21 protein-coding genes and 1 other annotated feature are annotated in these 18,110 nt (G+C 55.9%); of the genes, 1 reads left to right on the top strand and 20 read right to left on the bottom strand.

Going from position 1 to position 18,110, the window contains the following annotated elements; genetic code table 11:
• Positions 1-46 precede the first annotated feature (46 nt).
• From VA597_RS10245 to VA597_RS10335, 20 genes are all read right to left on the bottom strand, one after another.
• Positions 47-496: a S1 RNA-binding domain-containing protein gene (locus VA597_RS10245; RefSeq protein ID WP_128742710.1), complete on the bottom strand. Its 450-nt coding sequence runs from the start codon at positions 494-496 to the stop codon at positions 47-49.
• 32 nt (positions 497-528) lie between these two features.
• On the bottom strand, positions 529-792 hold the full coding sequence (locus VA597_RS10250; RefSeq protein ID WP_326974541.1) for an FtsB family cell division protein: 264 nt from the start codon (positions 790-792) through the stop codon (positions 529-531).
• A 10-nt stretch (positions 793-802) separates the two neighbouring features.
• Entirely contained in the window at positions 803-1,330 is a 528-nt protein-coding gene (yabQ, locus tag VA597_RS17765; RefSeq protein ID WP_442861492.1) for a spore cortex biosynthesis protein YabQ, read from the bottom strand.
• 41 nt (positions 1,331-1,371) lie between these two features.
• Entirely contained in the window at positions 1,372-1,650 is a 279-nt protein-coding gene (gene yabP / locus VA597_RS10255) for a sporulation protein YabP (RefSeq protein ID WP_243112488.1), read from the bottom strand.
• Positions 1,651-1,708: 58 nt separating this feature from the next.
• Positions 1,709-1,969: an RNA-binding S4 domain-containing protein gene (locus VA597_RS10260; protein WP_128742714.1), complete on the bottom strand. Its 261-nt coding sequence runs from the start codon at positions 1,967-1,969 to the stop codon at positions 1,709-1,711.
• A gap of 75 nt (positions 1,970-2,044) precedes the next feature.
• On the bottom strand, positions 2,045-2,320 hold the full coding sequence (locus VA597_RS10265) for an HU family DNA-binding protein (RefSeq protein WP_128742715.1): 276 nt from the start codon (positions 2,318-2,320) through the stop codon (positions 2,045-2,047).
• 60 nt (positions 2,321-2,380) lie between these two features.
• A complete protein-coding gene (mazG, locus tag VA597_RS10270) occupies positions 2,381-3,094 on the bottom strand; it encodes a nucleoside triphosphate pyrophosphohydrolase (protein WP_326974543.1) in 714 nt (237 codons plus the stop codon).
• Positions 3,095-3,171: 77 nt separating this feature from the next.
• A complete protein-coding gene (locus tag VA597_RS10275; RefSeq protein ID WP_128742717.1) occupies positions 3,172-4,935 on the bottom strand; it encodes a putative polysaccharide biosynthesis protein in 1,764 nt (587 codons plus the stop codon).
• A gap of 234 nt (positions 4,936-5,169) precedes the next feature.
• Positions 5,170-5,535, bottom strand: coding sequence for a zinc ribbon domain-containing protein (locus VA597_RS10280; RefSeq protein WP_205703160.1), 366 nt, complete (start codon positions 5,533-5,535; stop codon positions 5,170-5,172).
• Between the two features lie 67 nt (positions 5,536-5,602).
• The gene (locus VA597_RS10285) at positions 5,603-6,559 is read right to left on the bottom strand and encodes a uridine kinase family protein (RefSeq protein WP_128742718.1); all 957 of its coding nucleotides are present in this window, start codon (positions 6,557-6,559) and stop codon (positions 5,603-5,605) included.
• Positions 6,540-8,006 (bottom strand): coproporphyrinogen dehydrogenase HemZ, encoded by a 1,467-nt coding sequence (gene hemZ / locus VA597_RS10290; protein WP_128742719.1) that lies wholly within the window; start codon positions 8,004-8,006, stop codon positions 6,540-6,542. Before hemZ ends, VA597_RS10285 begins: the two co-directional genes overlap by 20 nt.
• On the bottom strand, positions 7,990-8,643 hold the full coding sequence (locus VA597_RS10295; RefSeq protein ID WP_128742720.1) for an MBL fold metallo-hydrolase: 654 nt from the start codon (positions 8,641-8,643) through the stop codon (positions 7,990-7,992). Before VA597_RS10295 ends, hemZ begins: the two co-directional genes overlap by 17 nt.
• Positions 8,644-8,672: 29 nt before the next feature.
• The gene (locus VA597_RS10300) at positions 8,673-10,853 is read right to left on the bottom strand and encodes a RelA/SpoT family protein (protein WP_128742721.1); all 2,181 of its coding nucleotides are present in this window, start codon (positions 10,851-10,853) and stop codon (positions 8,673-8,675) included.
• A complete protein-coding gene (recJ, locus tag VA597_RS10305) occupies positions 10,828-12,903 on the bottom strand; it encodes a single-stranded-DNA-specific exonuclease RecJ (RefSeq protein ID WP_243112807.1) in 2,076 nt (691 codons plus the stop codon). Before recJ ends, VA597_RS10300 begins: the two co-directional genes overlap by 26 nt.
• A gap of 151 nt (positions 12,904-13,054) precedes the next feature.
• On the bottom strand, positions 13,055-13,387 hold the full coding sequence (locus VA597_RS10310) for a spore coat protein (protein WP_128742723.1): 333 nt from the start codon (positions 13,385-13,387) through the stop codon (positions 13,055-13,057).
• 18 nt (positions 13,388-13,405) lie between these two features.
• On the bottom strand, positions 13,406-13,588 hold the full coding sequence (locus VA597_RS10315; RefSeq protein WP_128742724.1) for a spore coat protein: 183 nt from the start codon (positions 13,586-13,588) through the stop codon (positions 13,406-13,408).
• 86 nt (positions 13,589-13,674) lie between these two features.
• Positions 13,675-14,046 carry a type II toxin-antitoxin system PemK/MazF family toxin gene (locus VA597_RS10320; protein ID WP_128742725.1) on the bottom strand — a complete coding sequence of 124 codons (372 nt, stop codon included), beginning with the start codon at positions 14,044-14,046 and terminating at the stop codon, positions 13,675-13,677.
• 292 nt (positions 14,047-14,338) lie between these two features.
• Positions 14,339-14,872, bottom strand: coding sequence for a hypothetical protein (locus VA597_RS10325; protein WP_128742726.1), 534 nt, complete (start codon positions 14,870-14,872; stop codon positions 14,339-14,341).
• A gap of 30 nt (positions 14,873-14,902) precedes the next feature.
• On the bottom strand, positions 14,903-16,159 hold the full coding sequence (locus VA597_RS10330) for an NAD(P)H-hydrate dehydratase (RefSeq protein ID WP_326974544.1): 1,257 nt from the start codon (positions 16,157-16,159) through the stop codon (positions 14,903-14,905).
• Positions 16,146-16,658, bottom strand: a complete 513-nt coding sequence (locus VA597_RS10335; RefSeq protein WP_128742728.1) for a hypothetical protein — start codon at positions 16,656-16,658, stop codon at positions 16,146-16,148. Before VA597_RS10335 ends, VA597_RS10330 begins: the two co-directional genes overlap by 14 nt.
• Before the next feature lie 164 nt (positions 16,659-16,822).
• Positions 16,823-17,035 (top strand) — a binding site (T-box leader).
• A 51-nt stretch (positions 17,036-17,086) separates the two neighbouring features.
• On the opposite strand from VA597_RS10335, the gene pheS reads away from it, so the two are divergent.
• Positions 17,087-18,106, top strand: coding sequence for a phenylalanine--tRNA ligase subunit alpha (gene pheS / locus VA597_RS10340; RefSeq protein ID WP_326975680.1), 1,020 nt, complete (start codon positions 17,087-17,089; stop codon positions 18,104-18,106).
• Positions 18,107-18,110 lie beyond the last annotated feature (4 nt).

Here is an 18,110-nt window from a genome sequence, read left to right on the forward strand (position 1 = left end):
CCAATAAAAAAGCGGAGTGCGTGCACTCCGCTGCCATTCTGTTTTTCTATTTCGCCTGGTTGGACCCGCCGCCGTGCCTGGAAAAGCCGCCGCGTTTCGATTCCATGCACCGTTTCAGATCCAGCATTTTTTCATCGCTTGTCTGCTTGAACTTGGACAGCATGTCTTCAAAGTTGGCAGGCTCGTTTCGCCTGCTCGGCTGCCACTCGTAGCTGCCCGGCCTGGATGGCCTTGCCGCGCCGCCGCCGTTTGGCCGGGCGGGCTCCGCAACCCGTTTCATGGAAAGGCTGATCTTTCCTTCCGGAGTGATATTCAGGATCTTGACCTTGACCATCTGGTTTTCCGATACGAAATCGCGAATCTCCTTTACAAAGGTGGGCGCAACCTCCGAAATATGGACCATGCCGGTCTTTCCCCCCGGAAGTTCTACAAACGCACCGAATTTCGTGATGCCCGTAACCTTCCCTTCCAGAACCGTTCCTACCTCAAGCTGCATATGTAAGTGTTTTCCTCCTTAGACAGAGCTGTTTAATGTCCGGCTATATTAACAAAAACACGTTCGCCCGGTTTGGCGTAATCGAGCTCTTCTCTGGCCTTGCGCTCAATATAATCGCTCTCGTCGTTTGCTCCCGTGCTGAAAGCATGTTTTAAATCTTCATTCTGTATTTCCTGAATCTGTATCTGTTGTCTGGCAGCTTCCAGCTCCCGTCGCTTTTCCTGGATCTTGATCTGCTGATTTACAAGCGCGACAAGCATATATGCCGCAAAAGCGAAAACTGCCAGCCGCAGCAAAAAGCTCTTTTTAGGCTTTTGATTTTCTAGCACCTTCATTTTTCCGCACGACCTTACGTTTTCGCCGATTTCGCCGAATCAGGCGCCATCCATTAGGACGATTATACACTATTTTCGCCCTTCGTTTCAAGCGTTTTTTCAGGCCCAGAACCTTTTTTTCCAAGAATTTTATCCCCCGGGCGGCTTTTTTGCCAAACCATCTGAAAATACGGTGGAAAAGCTCGGCGGCCGGATTGAAAAAGTGGCGATATAAAAAGTCCGAAACAGCCCGGAAAATGAAAGCCGTCACCTGTCCAACGGTGAAATAATAGGCAAACCAGCCGACGGCCTCCCCCGCGAGAAGGTAGAAGCGGACCGCTCCGCCCCCGAGGGGTAAAGCCAGCAAAAAGGAAAAGAAAGCGCAGAGGACCATATAGAAAAAATCCTGGAAAAACACGGCGCGCGCCCGGGAATGAAAGAAATCCCGCCAGATCCTGAGAACATCATAAAACGCGCCGAGAAGGAAACCTCCGGCGACAGAGACGGCAAAACCAAACACCTGATAGGAAAGGAAAGCTGTGATCAAGGCATTTCACGCCCCTATTTGAACAGACGGTTAAAAAGCCCGCCCGTTGTCGCCCGGTTCTCCGAATAGGTCATCGAAGTGATTTCGCCGTTGAGCGTCAGTTCCCCTGAGTCAATATTCAGTTTGTCAATATGCAGATTCGCACCGTGGATAACAAGCTCCCCCAAGTCGGTGTAGGCAACCACCGTCTGCTCGTCAAAGCTGTCGACATTGGAAACGCCAGTGGCTGTGAGCGTTTTGCGGTCTTCAAGGATCAAACTGTGTGGGGTTTTTACCGCTTTTTGTTCGGCCAAAGGAATCCCTCCCGCTTCGTACTGTTCCAATTGTATGCGAAGGCGGTTGGACATATACTTAATGCTCCGCCGGCCCTTCCGAAAGAATTTGGTACAGGTCCGACGCCTGGCCCTTTCCAACGGTCTCACCGACGCTGAGAACTTTGGCCCGGATGCTGCGGGAGCCAAGGCCGATTTCGATCAGATCGCCCACTTTGATCTCATAGGAAGCGCGCGCCGGTTTTGAATTGACCAGCACACGGCCCGCATCACAGGCCTCATTTGCAACGGTCCGGCGCTTGATCAGCCTCGACACTTTTAAATATTTATCCAGTCTCATGATTTCCCTTCCAATAAATCAACAGGACTGTAACAAGGAAACACGTTACAGTCCCGATTCATTGTAAATATATGATCAGATGGAGGTTGAATCCTTGAATGCCTTGCCCGCCTTGAACGCCGGAACTCTCGATGCGGGAATCGTAATGGGGGAATTTGTCCTCGGGTCGCGGCCCTGCCTTTCACTGCGGCTGCGAAGCTCGAATGTTCCGAACCCGACAATCTGCACTTTTTCATCCTTGGCAACCGTATCCACTATCGTGCTGAGCATGACATTGACTGCGTTATCGGCATCTTTCTTCGAAAGCCCGGTTTTTTCAGCAACAGCAGAGATTAATTCTGTCTTATTCATCTTATTGACCTCCGTTTTTTATTATTCAACAGCAATCGCTGAGAATTTCAGATCGGTCCTTTACTTTTCAATCAAGGGTTCCACGCCGGCGGATTGCTTTTCGCGCTCTTCGAACTGCAAAATAAACCGGTCGCACGCTTCAGACAAAGCCTGTTCGGCTTCAATTTTCAGAATGCCGGAAACCTCAGCCACAGAAAACAGAAGCCGGCCCAGCTTTTTTCTCTGTTCCTCTGTTTGCCCGGAGTCCGCCGAAAGCGCCAGCTCTTTTGCGTCTTCCAGCAATGAATCCACCGCTTCGGAAAGAACCTGCGGTTTTCCCTCCGCTTTCGCGGCTTTTTTAGAGATTTTCTGCGCGCGCATCAGCGAGGGAAGAGCTTTGGATACGCCTTGGAGGACCTGTGTATCGGTGTTTCGCCCTTTTTCCTGTTTTTTGATCGCTTCCCAGTTTGAAAGGACTTCCTCACTGTTTTGGACGGTACAGTCCCCAAAGACATGGGGATGGCGCAACACCAGCTTCCTGGCGATTCCATCCACGACATCTGAAAACCGAAAGCCGCCCTTTTCCTCTTCAAGCCGCGAATGTAAAACGACCTGAAGAAGCACGTCCCCCAATTCCTCCCGAAGGAGCCGGGCGTCATTCGTGTCAATCGCTTCCGCCGCCTCATAAGCCTCTTCCAAAAGATTGTTGCGGATGCTTTGGTGAGTCTGTTCCCGGTCCCAGGGACACCCCTGCGGAGAACGAAGAAGCTCCATGATATTCAGCAGATCATCCATAGTATATGTTTGCTTTTTCAGATCATACAAATCAGTCTGTCCTCCGCCCTGTCATACTCTGAAACTCCATTGTTATTCTACCTTATCCAATGGTGTTTTTCAAGTATTTTCACAATTTTTTGTCCCTTTGGCAGCATTATAATATCCCGGCGGCTGAGCGCGCGGAACCAAAGAATACAAATCAAATACAGAAACGCGGCAGCAAGAATCGCCAGTACGGTCGCCAAGTCCTCCGGTATGAGCTTTGCCGCCGTCCTCTGGAGCATCCAGGCGGCGCCGACGCTGATGCCGGAAGCCAGAGCCGGTTTGACAAAGATGGCGAAGAGATTCGGCATGACCCCCGTCTCCCGGATCAAGAAATACAAGGAGAGAAAGGTAATGAGGAAATAGCACACAAGAGTCCCGGTGCCGGCACCCATCACGTTGATTTCCGGAATGCCCACCAGAGTATAATTCAGAATGATCTTGACCACCAGGCCGACAGCCAGCAGCTTGACCGGAAGGTCCACCCTGCCGATTGCCTGAAGCATGCTGTTGATGGGCGTGCTGATGGAGGCAAATATCGCGGCAAGCCCCAGAATGACGAGAATCTTTCCGGTGATTTCCGGCGCGTTGCCCGACCGGAGGACCAGCTTTGCAATCGGTGTGGAGAGCATGGAAAGCCCAAGCCCGGACGGAATCGCCATCAGTGTGACGATCCTGAGGACGGACTCGATGCTGTGCTTGATCCGTTTGGGATCCCCCTGCGTCCAGGCGGCCGTTACGCTCGGCAGGGCGCTGACGCCGAGCGCCTGCGTGATCCCAGGCACAAGCATAAAGAAGACGGTCGCATTGCTGAAACAGCCGAACAAAAAGGACGGAACCAGATTCAGCTGAATGTCCGACTGGGGAATAATCCCCTTGTACATATTGAGCAGGACCTGCGGGCTGCTGTCCATAATATCCTTGATCCGCATCTGCAGAAACGTGCTGTCCACCAGAGTGGAAAGATTGACCGCAAGGGACCCCAGCGCAACCGGCACCGCGGTCCGGATCAGTCTGGAAGAGGTCACCCGCATCGGGAGGGGCTTCGGGGAACGCAGCAGCATCTCTCTGGAAATCCCGTCGCCGTTATGCCTGTGGTAAAACAGCAGGAACAGGAAGCCGGTCATTCCTCCGAGCGTTACGCCGAAAACGGCGCCCGCGGAAGCATAAGGCAGCGTGGCAAGCTTGGCGTATTCCGCCGACTTCATGGGCGCTCCGAACACGGTGCCGGAAGCAGCGTACTCCCTCATTCCCTCCCAGACGACCAGATAAGCGGCGCTGAGGCCGAAAATCAGCCTGCACAGCGACTCGCACACCTCGGAAATCGCGGTCGGAACCATGTTGCGCAGGCCCTCGTAGTATCCGCGGTAAATCGACATCATGCTGGTGAAGAAGACGGCGGGCGCAAGAGCATAGATGGCCGGGAGAGCGTTCTGCGGGCTCCCGCTCAGGACGTAGTTCGCATAGGGCCGGGCGCCGAAAAACATAATCGAAAAGGACAGAATCCCGAGGATGAGAAAGATCCGGATCGACGCCCGGTGGATCTGCCGCACGTCGCGAAAGCGCCCCCGCACCGAATTTTCCGACACCAGTCTGGAAATCGCGATCGGAAACCCGGCCGTCGCCAGGCTGTACAGGGGAGCATAGAGGGAATAGGCGTTGGAAAAATAACCGTTCCCGGTGGGGGTCAGGATCCAGGTCAGAGGGATCTTAAAAAAAGCGCCGATCAGCTTTTCAACGGCATACGCCACCATCAGGATCAGGGCGCCGTGAAGAAAGCTCTGCCGCCGTGCCGGAGGATTCTTCCTTTGTTCCATTGCAACACATCCGTTTCCAGTGAATCAGCGTTCCTGTCAAGGACAAATACAACTATAAAATATTATACTGCGGGATTCAAGCACCTATGAAAATAAAAAAAGAGGGTTTTGCGCCCTCCGCCCGATTTTTATCCGCAGTCCGGCTTCCTTCGGGTTGTCCTAAGTATGGCATACCTGGAAAAAGCTGCCGTTTTCATTTGCGGCAGCTTTCCTTTTTTCCCGCTTGGTCGCCTTTCAGTCACTTGACAGTTTCTGCCCGCATTTGCAGCAGTAGGCCGAACCCTGCGCGTTTTCCTGCCCGCAGTTTTTGCACACCAGTTTCGCGCGGGCGGAAGCAAGCTGGTTATTTACCGCGTCCAGCTGCTCGTAAAGGTCGTCGATCGCGGCGACACTCTCGGCAATCAGATCGGAGGTATCGTTGCCGGTTTTTTTTGCCTCGTAAACCGTGCGGCCGATCGCCTCGTACCGTTTTGAAATTTCATTATTCAAATCTGCCGCACTGATTCTCAGCTTGGAAACATCGACAATCTGGCTGGCCTTTTTCCCCACGACATTTACCGCCGTTTTCGCATTGACTACGACATCTTCAAACAGTCCCATGACAGCACACCTCTTTTTCATTTGTTTTATTATACCACCGGAGCGGCGGCAAATGCAAGAATACGGGTCAATAAATCCCGCCGCCGATAAATTCCCTCAGAATCGAGTTCTTGGGCACAAGACAGGAATCCACCGGCTCAAACCGCTCCAAAGCATTCAGCAGCATTCGCGCGGTTTTCCAGCCCGGGTCGTCCTCCGGCACGGTATGTAGGAGGGTCGCGGCCTGGTCTTTCAGCACACAGGGCCCGTGCGCATGAAAGGAATTGATCGTGTAGTCGGCGGTGGTGCGGAACGGCTTGATATATTTGTACTCTCCGTCCATCACATTGCGCCACATGCCGAGCGTTGTCCCGGGCCGCGTTCCGCGGAAGTTCTTGTCACGCACGATTCTGCGGACCAGCCGCATGTCATTCGGCCCAAGCAGTTCCCCCGCTTCGTCCCGGATTCCCTGCTTCACGCTGATGTAGATGCGGCGAATGTGCCGGGCGGGCAGGCCGGCGATCAGCAGCGGGTTCAAAGCGTGAATCCCTTCCACAATCGCGATTTCCCGGTCTTCGAGAACGACCTGCCGCCTGTGCGGGTAAGGAAGCCGGATGGTAAAATCGAAAACCGGCATATTGCAGCGCCCGCTTGCGATCAGGTCGCCGAGACACTCAAGAATTTCCGGAACATTCAGGGCCTCCACGTTTTCATAATCATGGCTGCCGTCCGGCAGCAGCGGCGCCTGATGCTCCCCGCGGTAAAAATCGTCCAGGGAGATGATCTCCGCGCCGGTTCCCCGTTCGCGCAGCGCTTCCGCAAGAAGGTGCGCGGTCGTCGTTTTGCCGCTCGCGGAGGGACCCGCAAGCATAACAAGGCGGCAGGGCGGTTCTTCCATCGCAAGGCTGTCCGCGATCCTCCTCAGATTGTCGTGATAGGCCCTTTCCCCCTTTGCGACAAACGCCTCGGGGTCTTCCCTGACCGAACGGTTGATCTGCTGCACGCTGTTCTGATATTCGACAAAATCAGTCCGAAAGGCTGCCATAAAACTCTTTCACCCTGTCTTTCCTTGTCATCATTTCCGAAAAACGACCGATATATTCATACGGATATTTAAAGTTAAAAACCCGTTCCAGACGGTTCGACGAGGGGTCGAACAGTTTTGTGACCGCACCCGCCCCGCAGGCCAGAATGGTCTCTTTTTCTTCCATGATAAAAATGTTGTAATACCCTTCGCAGCCCGGCTTTGACCAGCCGGTGTTTTCCAGGTTTCCCACCATGCGGCTCTGCCGGTAAAGATAGTAGGGCCTGTATCCGTTGTTCAACAGCTTCCCATCCGCCTCTTCCAGCATGTTCTGGGCCGTCCGCGCGTCGCCGCTGTAAGGTCCGGCGGGGTCCAGCGACAGCTTTGCCGCGCGTTTCAGCGCGAGCGTGTGGACCGTGACGCTCTCCGGCCCGAGGCCGATCACGCCGCTCAGCGTCTTTTGAAAACTGTCCTCGCTGTCTTTCGGAAGACCCGCGATCAGGTCCATGTTGATATTCCCGAAGCCGCAGCTCCGCGCAAGCGAAAAAGCGTTCAGCGTCTGCTCCGTCGTATGGGCGCGCCCGATCGCACGCAGCACCTCGTCGTTCAGCGTCTGCGGATTGATGCTGATGCGGGTCGTCCCGCCTTCCCGGAGCGCGGCGAGCTTTTCCGCCGTCACGGTGTCGGGACGTCCGGCCTCGACCGTAAGCTCCCGGCAGCGGGACAGGCCGAAATTGTTTTTCACCGTGTCAAGCACCTGCTTCAGCTGTTCCGCAGACAGCGTTGTTGGCGTTCCTCCGCCGACGTAGACGGAGTCGCAGGTCAAGCCGAGCTCCGCGGCGATTTCCGCAGTCCGGCGCAGTTCGGCGCACAGCAGTTCCACGTAATCGGGAACAAGCCGGAACGCTTTTTCCACCGAGGTTGACACAAAGGAACAGTAGGCGCAGCGCGTCGGGCAGAACGGGACCGCAATGTACAGGCTGAAGGAACGGGGACGCGGGATGGACAGAATCTCCGTCTGGTTGCTGCTGGTCATGCGGCACAGCTCCGCTTTTTCCCGCGAGACCAGCAGCTTTTCTTCAAAATACCGGACGGCCTCCTCTTCCCCCATGCTCCCGGCAAGCCGTGCAAAGAGCTTTACCGGCCGGACGCCCGTCAGGATTCCCCACTGAGGATGGAAACCGCACGCCTGCGAAAGCAGGCCGTACAACAGAACCCCCATGCGGCGCTCCACTTCCCGGGAATCCGCCGCCTCGCCGGGCGAAAGCAGTTTCTCCGCACTCTTGTACTCTCCGCTGATTTTAACGGAGACGCGGATCCGCATGCCGTCGCCGCAGGGCGTTACGCCGGTGTAGATATCCGGCTCTTTTCCTTCCTCCGCCAAGTCGATTTTCCGATCCGGGAAAAAAACGCGGCAGAGGTTTTCCATTTCATACCGGAACTCGTGGCCGTCAATACAGAGGGTCATACGAATCCGCCCCGGCCTGGAGAAACGAGTTGTTTTTCCGTTCATAGTCCAGCGTGCTCTCCGGCCCGTGTCCCGGATAAATATGATAATTACCCGGAATTTTCGCCAGCCTTTGCAGCGAATCCAGCATCTGGCGGTAGCTTCCGGTCGGAAAGTCCGTCCTCCCGCAGCTCAGCTTCATCAGCGTGTCGCCGGTAAAAAGAGCGTCTTCGACAAGGAAGCAGCACCCGCCGGAGGTATGGCCCGGCGTATGAATCGCGCGGATTTTCAGGCTTCCAAGCCCGATCTCGTCTCCGTCGCCCATGGGGACGTCGACCCGGAAGGGCGGAACTTTCGCGCCGTAAAAAACGCCCGAAGCGTTGAGCGAACCGTCGGTCACGAACATCAGCTCTTCCGAGTGCAGATAAATCTTCGCTCCGGTCAGTTCTTTTATTTTCGCGACTCCCGTAATGTGGTCAAAATGGGCATGCGTCAGCAGGATCATCGGCACCTTTCCCTTTCCTGCCGCAAGGACGCTTTCCGTCAGTTCCCCGCTTTCGAACCCGGGATCGATCACGGCGGTCAAACCGGTCTGTTCTTCCGTCAGCAGGTAGCAGTTCGTCGGAAGGGGTCCGCCCGGAATTTTGGTTACTCTCATATTATTCCTCCTAACTGGAAATGGTCCCGCTACGGACGGCGCACCGTCAAAACTCCTTCTATTTTGGAAAGGCGGTCAATGATATTCCTGAGCTGGTCCAGCCCGTTGATGGTAATCGTGGCCGTGATGACCGCTCTGTCGTCCTTTAATTCACGCGAATTCAGCGAATGAATAAAGAGGTGCATATTGAACATCTGCTGCGTAATGTCCACAAGCAGGCCCGAACGGTCCTCCGCCGTGATCTCAAGCGTGCATTTGAACTCCTCCCGAACCTCTCCGGCCCAGTGTACGCGGACCCACCGCTCCGGTTCCGCCGCTTCGGAAAGATCTTTCGGAACATTGGAGCAGCCCCGCTTGTGGATGGAAACGCCGAATCCCCTTGTGATGAAGCCGATGATTTCATCGCCCGGCAGCGGATTGCAGCACCGGGAAATCTTAATCAGGCAGTTGTCCATTCCCTCCACGATAATGCCCGCGCTCGTCTTAATGACAGACCTCGGCGGTTTTTCCGGCGCGGGGGCGGGCGGCGCGGATAATTGACGTTCCTTCTGGGCCGCTTCCCGGAGCTTCGGAAGGATCTTCCACACCTGAACTCCGCCGTAGCCGATCGCGGCATAGACATCCTCCACCGTATGGCAGTTGTGCCGGGGGCCGAGCTTTTCCAGCACGTTTCTAAGTTCTTCCTCCGAAAGGAGGATGTTGTTCCGTTTGATCTCCCGCTCGAGCTCCGATTTTCCCTCCGCGATATTCTCGTCCCGCTTTTCATGCTTGAACCAGGTCCGGATCTTGTTGCGCGCCTCGCTGGTCTGGACGATTTTCAGCCAGTCGCGGCTGGGTCCGCGCGCTTCCTTGCTGGTGAGGACCTCGACGATCTCCCCCGTCTTGACCCGGTAATCGAGCGGCACGATCCTTTTGTCCACCTTCGCGCCCGTCATCCGGTTCCCGACGGCACTGTGGATCGCGTAGGCAAAATCGATCACGGTCGCTCCGGCCGGAAGGCTGATCACGTCGCCGCGCGGCGTAAAGACAAACACCTCCTCCGGCACAAGGTCGGATTTGATCATGCGGACCAGGTCCGTCGCGTCCTCGCTGTCCTTTTCGTTGTCCAGCATCTGGCGGATCCAGGAAAGGCGCTTTTCGAACTGGTCCTGCCCTTTCGCGGACAGGCCGAGCTTGTATTTCCAGTGGGCCGCGATGCCGTATTCCGCCGTGTGGTGCATTTCCCACGTGCGGATCTGCACCTCGAACGGAATCCCCTCGGTGCCGATCACGGTCGTGTGAAGCGACTGGTACATATTGGGCTTCGGGGTGGAGATATAGTCCTTGAAGCGGTTCGGGATCGGGCGGAACATATCGTGAATGATTCCCAGCACATTATAACAGTCGTTCACCGTGTCGACGATCACTCGCACGGCGTAGATGTCGTAAATCTCATCCATGGTCTTGCCCTGGACGAACATCTTGCGGTAGATACCGTTGATGCTCTTGACACGTCCCTCCAGGTACACGTTGGGAATGATGGTTGAAACGCGTTCGAAAATCTTTTTCTTGGTCGACTCGATGAATTTGGTCCGTTCGCCGGAACGAAGCTCCAGCCCGCTTTCGATTTCCTCATAGGCCGTGGAGTCCAGGATGCGGAGGGACAGGTCCTCCAGTTCCTCCTTCACGGCCCGGATGCCGAGACGGTGCGCGATCGGCGCGTAGACCTCCATGTTTTCCAGCGCTTTGTCACGCTGCTTCTGCGGCGACCAGAATTCGCTGGTGCGCATGTTGTGCAGGCGGTCGGCCAGCTTGACGATGATCACGCGGATATCCTCGCTCATCGCGATCAGCATCTTGCGCAGGTTTTCCGCCTGCTGTACCTCGCGGGAGGAGTACGGGATGCGTCCCAGCTTTGTCACGCCGTCCGTCAGCCCGGCGATTTCAGCCCCAAATTCTTTTTTGATCTGATCAAGGCTGATGGGAGTATCCTCCACAACGTCGTGAAGGAGGCCCGCCGCGACCGATTCCGTATCCATGCCGAGCTCAACGAGGATGCAGGCCACCGCGACCGGATGAGAAATATAGGGCGAGCCGGAAAGGCGCTTCTGATCGTGATGGGAACTTTCCGCGAGCCGGTAGGCGCGCGTGATGATATCCAGGTTGTAATCGCGCTCGCTTGCCCGGATCAGGGACAGAAGATCATCAAAGGTCTTCAGCGGCCACGCCATTTTTCTCACCCGCCTTTTCAAATTGTTCCAGGGTACGCATGATTTTGGAATCCATCAGATTGATTTTTCCCTTTTGCGGAACAAGCTCCACCTGATATGTATCGTCCGATTTTTCCAGCCGGATCAGTCCCCGCTCTTCAAAAACATCCATCGCGATCAGAAGCTTTTCCATTCCCGGCGCGGGCTCCGGGACCCTCGGCAAAAGGTTCTCGGGCGCTCCGCAGTACCCGCTTCCGTCCCTCAGCGTCCGATAGATCCCGGCGAATTCCGCACGACCGGGTTTCAACCGGCCGGCTTCCTGCGCGGAAAGCGGTTCTCCCCTGTGAAATCGGTCGTAAAGCGCCCTTGCCTGAATGATCCCGTCCTGATCCATCCCGGAAAACTTTATGTCCCGTATGACAATGGACAGAAGATTTCTGCCCCCGTATTCCCGCTCCTGAAGCGTCACGGCAAGATCGACCCGGTCGCCCGGGCGGTAACAGAACTCCTCAAGCGTTGTGCGGAACTTCATGCAGCGCACCGTGCAGCCGTCCCCGGACACGCTGACGCGCAGATGCTTGCCGCCCCCAACCGGCGTGATGCCGGCAATCGTCATATCCGCCAATCCGAAGACCGGCTCCGGGTTTCCCGTCCCGAACGGTTCCAGGAACCGCATGGCCCTGGTGATTTCAAGAGACAGTTCCCTCGGCTTGATCAGACAGTCGATCGAAAGCGCGGGTGCCGGCATGGGCCGCCCGGTTTGCGCCGCATAGGCGTTGATCCGCGCCCGGAATTCATCGATCCGATCCGACGGCAGGGAGAGGCCGGCCGCCATCGGATGGCCTCCAAAACGGGTCAGAAGGTCGCGGCAGGAATCAACCGCGTCGAACAGGGAAAAGCCTTCCACGCTTCTTCCGGAGCCGCGTGCCTCTTCCCCCGTGCGCGAAATGACGATGCACGGCTTTCCAAACCGGTCGACGATCCGCGCGGCGACGATCCCGATCACGCCGTGATGCCAGTCCTCCCCGTCGACGACCAAAACGCGGTCGTATAAAAGGGATGGATTTGCCCGGAAGCGTTCCTTCGCCTTTTCCAGAATTTCATTTTCCACGCTGCGGCGGTATTCGTTGTCTTCGCAGATTTTTCCCGCAAGGAATCCCGCTTCCTCCGGGGACTCCGAAATCAAAAGCCGCACCGCCTGATCCGGAGATTCCATGCGCCCCGCGGCGTTGATGCGGGGGACCAGAAGAAAGGCAACCTGCTCCGCCGAAATCTCCCTGTTTTCCATTCCGATCTGCTCCAGCAGCGCCCGCAGACCGGGACGGTCCGTCCTCGGCAGATATCGAAGGCCCGCCGAAACCAGCGCCCTGTTCTCTCCTGTCAGCGGGACAATGTCCCCGATCGTTCCGATCGCCGCGAGGTCCCCGTAGTTTTCCAGCAGAGCGTCCACGTCGCATTCCGGACCCTCCATCGCCTGGATCAGCTTGAAAGCGACCCCGACGCCGGCGAATCCGTCGTACGGCGCTCCGCTGTCCTTCCGGAAGGGATCGACCACGGCACGGGCAGGAGGCAGGGTTTCCCGCGGGTGGTGATGGTCCGTGACGACCGTATCCATTCCCAGGCTGTTCGCGTAGGCGATTTCATCCACGCTGGAAATTCCGTTGTCCACCGTGACGATCAGACCGACACCCTGCTCCCGCAGCGTATCGACCGCCCCGAGGTTCAGGCCGTATCCCTCCCCTTCCCGCTCCGGAATATAATAGATCACGTTTCCGCCGCAGGATTCCAGATAAGAATACAGCATCGCCGTCGCGGTGACGCCGTCCGCGTCATAGTCGCCGTAAACCGCGATTTTCTCAAATCCGTCCAGAGCGCGGTTGACCCTCTCCACCGCCGGCTCCATGTCCGGAAGCAGAAACGGGTCGGAAAAAGGCGGCGCAGAAGGTTCCTCGAACACATCTTCCAGCCCGCGCGCAGCCAGGATCGCGGCAATGGAACGCGGCAGCTTCAATTCATCTGCAATTTGGGAAGCGGCGGATTCGTCATAACGACGAATCCGCCATTTTTTCACACTCAAACACCACACCTGCCCCATATCTGATTATTTTAGCATTCCGCAGGCATTTATTCAACTTTTTCTTTCATGCCGGGCACATGCGGCTGAAAAGCCGTATAGAAAAAGAGGGCGGACCGGTTGGTCCGTCCCCTTGAAATAAACTTTGTCAGCCCTGAGCGCCGGGATTCTCGTTCTGATATTTCTGCTTGGCCTGCTGGATTTTCTGCTGTTGGGCGTCGGGAATGTTATACCAGCCGCGCTGCTTCATGGTATCAAAAACATCGGATTGAATCTGATGCTCCTCATTCAGGATTTTCATAAACTCATCCCGGACATTCTGCGTGACGCACTCGTTTGAATAGGTGTTGTAGGTGTCCGTCATATATTTCTGCGATGCGAGCGCGTCATCCATAATCTCCCGTTCCGGCATCGAAGCGGTAGGCTGCGTGCCGCTGATCTGCTGATTCTGATTTTGATTCTGATTTAAATTTAAATTCATTCCTGTTTTCCTCCTCCTTTAGCAGTTTAAGAATCCCATGAGTGTGTCGTAATGGCACTGGTGCTTTTGCGCAATGGAACTGCATTTCTGCTTGAGCTCCTGGTCGTTGCACATCTGTGAATACGCATTGTATTTGGTGATCAGAACGCGCTCGTGGGCAAGCTGATCTTCAATCGCCGAAAGCTCTTTCTCGGATATCATTGAAAACACTCCTTTATAAAAAATTTGTGTTTTTAGTATCCGATGGAATGAAATAAATATACGCTTTTGTTTGCAAATCAGGCGGTCTATGTAGCCTGCCGCACCTGCTCCTGTTCGTTCAGGCCGAAGCTGATAGACAGGGCCTGATCCACCATCGACATCGCCGTATTGTCGAGCCGTCCCATGCGTTCCTTCAGTCTGTGCTTGTCAATCGTGCGCACCTGCTCCAGCAGAACGATCGAATCCTTTGCAAGCCCTGTTGTGCTGGCATTCAGCATAATGTGCGTCGGAAGATTTGCCTTTGAACGCTGGCTGGTGATCGCGGCGGCGATCACGGTTGGGCTGAACCTGTTTCCAATATTGTTCTGTATGATCAGAACCGGCCGCACTCCGCCCTGCTCGGACCCGACCACCGGGCTGAGGTCGGCATAATAAATATCTCCTCTTCGAATGTTCATTTTTCACACTCCGAATAAATCATATAACATAATTTGGCTTCGCGAATAGTATTGACATTCCAATAAGGATTTATTCGCTTTGAGGAACCTGTTATATAATATTATTGGATGGGAGCGGTTGACAGTAAATTTATGGGTTTCCAGATATGTTCAGGCCTCTGAAGCAATGGAACAAGCGGTTCCCGACCGCACCCGGGCGAATACAAGCCAATCAAAAAGGCCGGCCCGCGGTTCTGCGGGCCGGCCTTTTTGATTGGCTAACTGTGGATTTTTTAAAAATTCATTCAAAAATCTAATCCGGAACAGGATCCAGATTGAGCTCGGCGCTGATCGTTTTTTGGGCGTAATCGTAAAATTCCGCTTTCACATCGCATTCCGGCACGTTCAGCGTCAGGATCTTCCCTGTTTCCGGATCGGCGGTCAGCGTATAATCGTACCCCGCGTTCCCGGAAAATTCATTGTCGTGCGTGGGAGTCAGGGAATCCGTTTTTTCCGCCTGATCGAGTGTATTCACCAATACGGAGGCGAAAGAATCCTGTGGAAGGATGCAGTTTTCCCCGGAGGCGGCCAGTCCCTGGTACAGCGCGGTAAAGCCGTTGCCGCTCCAGCTCCAGGACAGACCCGCGGGCCCTCCTGAAAGGATTTCCAGCCCCGCGTCCTCCGGTCCGGCGCGCTGAAAAGAGCAGGTGACGCTGCCGCCCGGATAATGGATCTCCGCTTTGCAGTCGAACTGAAAGTCAAGGTCCCCGGCTTCCATTCTGGGGCTCGCACAGCCGCTCAGCAGCAGGCACAGCGCCGCAGCCGCGGCAATCACAGACCGGCGCACCGGCATTCCCCCGTTCGGGCGGCGTACACGCTACCGCCCCAATTTCAAAAACAGCTCCGGCAGTTTCCCGATCAGATCGGTGGGCAGCATGGCGCTCTGCGACAGCGACTCCGCACATCGGTCCCCGGCAAGGCCGTGCAAATACACCGCCCCGGCCGCCGCGCTGAAGGGTTCGATCCCCTGCGCGGCAAAGGACGCGATCATCCCCGCCAGCACGTCGCCGCTTCCGCCCTTCGCCATGCCCGGATTCCCGGTCGTATTCCGGTACAGCCGGCCCTCCGGTGAGGCAACCAGCGTTCCGGCTCCCTTCAGGACCAGGATCACCCCGTATTCCCGTGAAAACGAGCGGGCGCATTCCTCCCGGTTTTCCTGGACCCCCCTCACCGTCGTCTTCAAAAGGCGGGCCATCTCGCCGGGATGCGGCGTCAGAATGAGCGGGGCGCGGGCTGTTTTCAGTTCATCTATATGCTCCGACACCAGATTTATGCCATCCGCGTCCAGGACAAGCGGAACCCGCGTTTCCCTGAGCAAAAGGGAAACGGCGCCGCGCGCAAACGGACTTTTTCCCAGTCCGCAGCCGGCAAGACACGCGCTCGCCCGCGAGAGCGCCGAACGGATCTCCTGCGGGGTCCGGTCCGCCATGCCGCCCTCCGAAGAAATTTCGAGCAGGGTAAATACCGCCTCCGGCGCAAGGGCGGCGACGATCGGATAAATCGTCCGCGGGAGAGCGGTCTCCACGATCCCCGCGCCGCAGCGGAGGGCCGAAAGCGTGCTCATGGCGGCGGCGCCCGCCATGCCATCGCTGCCGCAGACGCACAGAAGGCGGCCGTAATTCCCCTTGTTGCTTTCCGGATCACGGGGCCTGAGCATGTCCCGCAGGATTTTTTCCCCTTCAGGCAGTTCCTTCGGCAACGCCTGCTCCACCGGAAGCGCTTCCTCCCCCCATCCGACGACGGTCGCGGCGGCGGATGTTGCGGTGTGCGTCACACTGACGGAAAAACGTGTTTTCCCCGCAAGTTCCGCCGCTTTTCCGGAAAGGCGAAGCTCCGGCCCGCCGTTCGGCGCGCGCAGAAGCTCCGCCTCCCGCAGGCGGAAACCTCCAAGGCCCGTCCCGACCGCTTTGGAAAAGGCCTCTTTCGCGCAGAAACTGGCCGCTACGCTCTGCACGGGAAAGCCGCGCCGGGAAAGCTGTTCATATTCTGTTTTCCCCAAAATCCGGGCACAGAACAACGGGTTCCGCATGGATTTTTCAATTCTGGCGATCTCCACCAGATCAGTACCGACCAAAAGCATCCTTTGCCACCTGCCTTTGCAAAAACGGCCGGATCGAGTTCAGTATCTTTTCGTTCGGGCTGAAAACGATCAGCACGTTCCCCCTTTCGAAATGGTGTGCGCAGAGATACCACGCGTCCGTCCCTTTTTCCGTTTCGGACGAAAAGATCCGCGCGTCGAAGTTTTTCGAGCGAAGCTTCTGAGGGTCATATTTTCCCATTTTCTCCACCGTGCGGGCATCGACGGAAATCATCCGTCTTCGTTTCCGCTTGGCAATAATCCTGTCGATCGTGAGATCGCCGTTGGTCACACTGTACTCAAATTCCAGATTCCGCGAAGTAATCAGGAGATAAGCGCCGCAGCAGACGGCGGCAAGGACAAAAATCGCCAGAGACGGGAGAAAAAGTATGGAAAGAAAAACCACCAGCGCCCCAATCAGCACAATCCCCGTGAAAAACAGATAATCCCGCGGGCCTGATTTCTTTTTAACCAGCTGTTCAATAAAAATGTCCACGGATCTCCCCCTCCAGAGCATTTTTTTATATTTTAACACATGCTGGAATCGAATACAATTTTCAGCCTTGTTTTTTAAGCGCCGGTCCCGCCCGTTCCGCGGACAAATGGATATTTCCCTTGCATTTGGATATGATCCGTGTTATATTGTATTTTGTAAAAATCAAAAACGCAATGAAAAAGGAAGTAACCTTTCTTCATTCCGATCAGAGAAAATGTGCCGTCGGCTGAAAGCGCATTTGCGGAATAGAGCGGCGAAGTTCCCTTTGGAGCGGTGCGGCTGAACCAAACGCAGTAGGCCGCAACGGACGGCGCCGTTAAAGGCTTTTTAAGTTACAATTAGGGTGGTACCACGGAGCTTTTGCCTTCGTCCCTTGCGGGAGGAGGGCTTTTTTATTTTTCACTGGAGAAGAAAGGATGACCCGTATGATCAAAGAGCAGTTGGAGTCCCTTCGCAAAAGGGCGGAGGAGGAGCTCAAGGGGACAATGGACCGGCAGGGCCTTGAAGGTCTCCGCATTAAATATCTGGGCAAAAGAGGGGAACTGACCGCCATTCTGAAGCAAATGCGCAGTCTGTCGGAACAGGAGAGACCCGTCGTCGGGCAGTTCGCGAACGAACTGCGCGCGCTGCTCGAAAGGGAACTGGCTGACCGGGCCGCCGAGCTTCACGAGGCGGAGACGGCCCTGCGGCTGAAGAGGGAAGAAATCGACGTCACCATGCCGGGAAAACGGCATGCCCTGGGCCACAGGCACCCGCTGAGCCTGGAACTTAACGAAATCAAGGAAATCTTCGTCGGGATGGGCTTCGACATCGTCAGCGGGCCGGAGGTCGAGTACGACTACTATAACTTTGAGGCTCTGAACATTCCGAAAGACCATCCCGCGCGCGACACGCAGGACACGTTTTATATCACCGACAAGATTCTGCTCCGGACGCAGACTTCCCCCGTGCAGGTGCGGACCATGGAAAAGCAGAAGCCGCCGATCCGCATGATTTCCCCCGGACGCGTCTACCGTTCCGACGCCGTGGACGCCACGCACTCCCCGCTGTTCCATCAGATCGAGGGACTTGTGGTCGACAGGGGAATCACGTTCGCGAACCTGAAGGGCACATTGGAAACCCTCATCAGGCACATGTACGGCGAGGACTCTGTCGTCCGGTTCCGCCCGCATCATTTCCCGTTCACGGAGCCTTCCGCGGAAGTCGACGTGCAGTGTTTCAGCTGCCACGGAGAAGGCTGCCGCCTGTGCAAGGGTGAAGGCTGGATCGAAATTCTCGGCTGCGGCATGGTCCATCCGAAGGTGCTCTCGAACTGCGGCATCGATCCGGAGGAATACAGCGGCTTCGCGTTCGGCATGGGGCTTGAACGCCTCGTAATGCGCAAATACAGCATCGACGACCTGCGTCTGTTCTACGAGAACGACGTGCGGTTCCTGAATCAGTTTTAAGGGG

Source organism: Caproicibacter sp. BJN0012, from assembly GCF_035986805.1.
Lineage (GTDB): Bacteria > Bacillota > Clostridia > Oscillospirales > Acutalibacteraceae > Caproicibacter.

Coding starts and splice junctions, on each gene's coding strand:
- VA597_RS10280 (WP_205703160.1), bottom strand. CDS start 5,535: ATGGGACTGTTTGAAGATGTCGTAGTCAATGCGAAAACGGCGGTAAAT.
- VA597_RS10300 (WP_128742721.1), bottom strand. CDS start 10,853: ATGGCGTGGCCGCTGAAGACCTTTGATGATCTTCTGTCCCTGATCCGG.
- VA597_RS10320 (WP_128742725.1), bottom strand. CDS start 14,046: ATGAACATTCGAAGAGGAGATATTTATTATGCCGACCTCAGCCCGGTG.
- VA597_RS10315 (WP_128742724.1), bottom strand. CDS start 13,588: ATGATATCCGAGAAAGAGCTTTCGGCGATTGAAGATCAGCTTGCCCAC.
- VA597_RS10265 (WP_128742715.1), bottom strand. CDS start 2,320: ATGAATAAGACAGAATTAATCTCTGCTGTTGCTGAAAAAACCGGGCTT.
- mazG (WP_326974543.1), bottom strand. CDS start 3,094: ATGGATGATCTGCTGAATATCATGGAGCTTCTTCGTTCTCCGCAGGGG.
- VA597_RS10310 (WP_128742723.1), bottom strand. CDS start 13,387: ATGAATTTAAATTTAAATCAGAATCAAAATCAGAATCAGCAGATCAGC.
- VA597_RS10245 (WP_128742710.1), bottom strand. CDS start 496: ATGCAGCTTGAGGTAGGAACGGTTCTGGAAGGGAAGGTTACGGGCATC.
- VA597_RS10295 (WP_128742720.1), bottom strand. CDS start 8,643: ATGAGAGTAACCAAAATTCCGGGCGGACCCCTTCCGACGAACTGCTAC.
- hemZ (WP_128742719.1), bottom strand. CDS start 8,006: ATGACCCTCTGTATTGACGGCCACGAGTTCCGGTATGAAATGGAAAAC.
- VA597_RS10275 (WP_128742717.1), bottom strand. CDS start 4,935: ATGGAACAAAGGAAGAATCCTCCGGCACGGCGGCAGAGCTTTCTTCAC.
- VA597_RS10260 (WP_128742714.1), bottom strand. CDS start 1,969: ATGAGACTGGATAAATATTTAAAAGTGTCGAGGCTGATCAAGCGCCGG.
- VA597_RS10285 (WP_128742718.1), bottom strand. CDS start 6,559: ATGGCAGCCTTTCGGACTGATTTTGTCGAATATCAGAACAGCGTGCAG.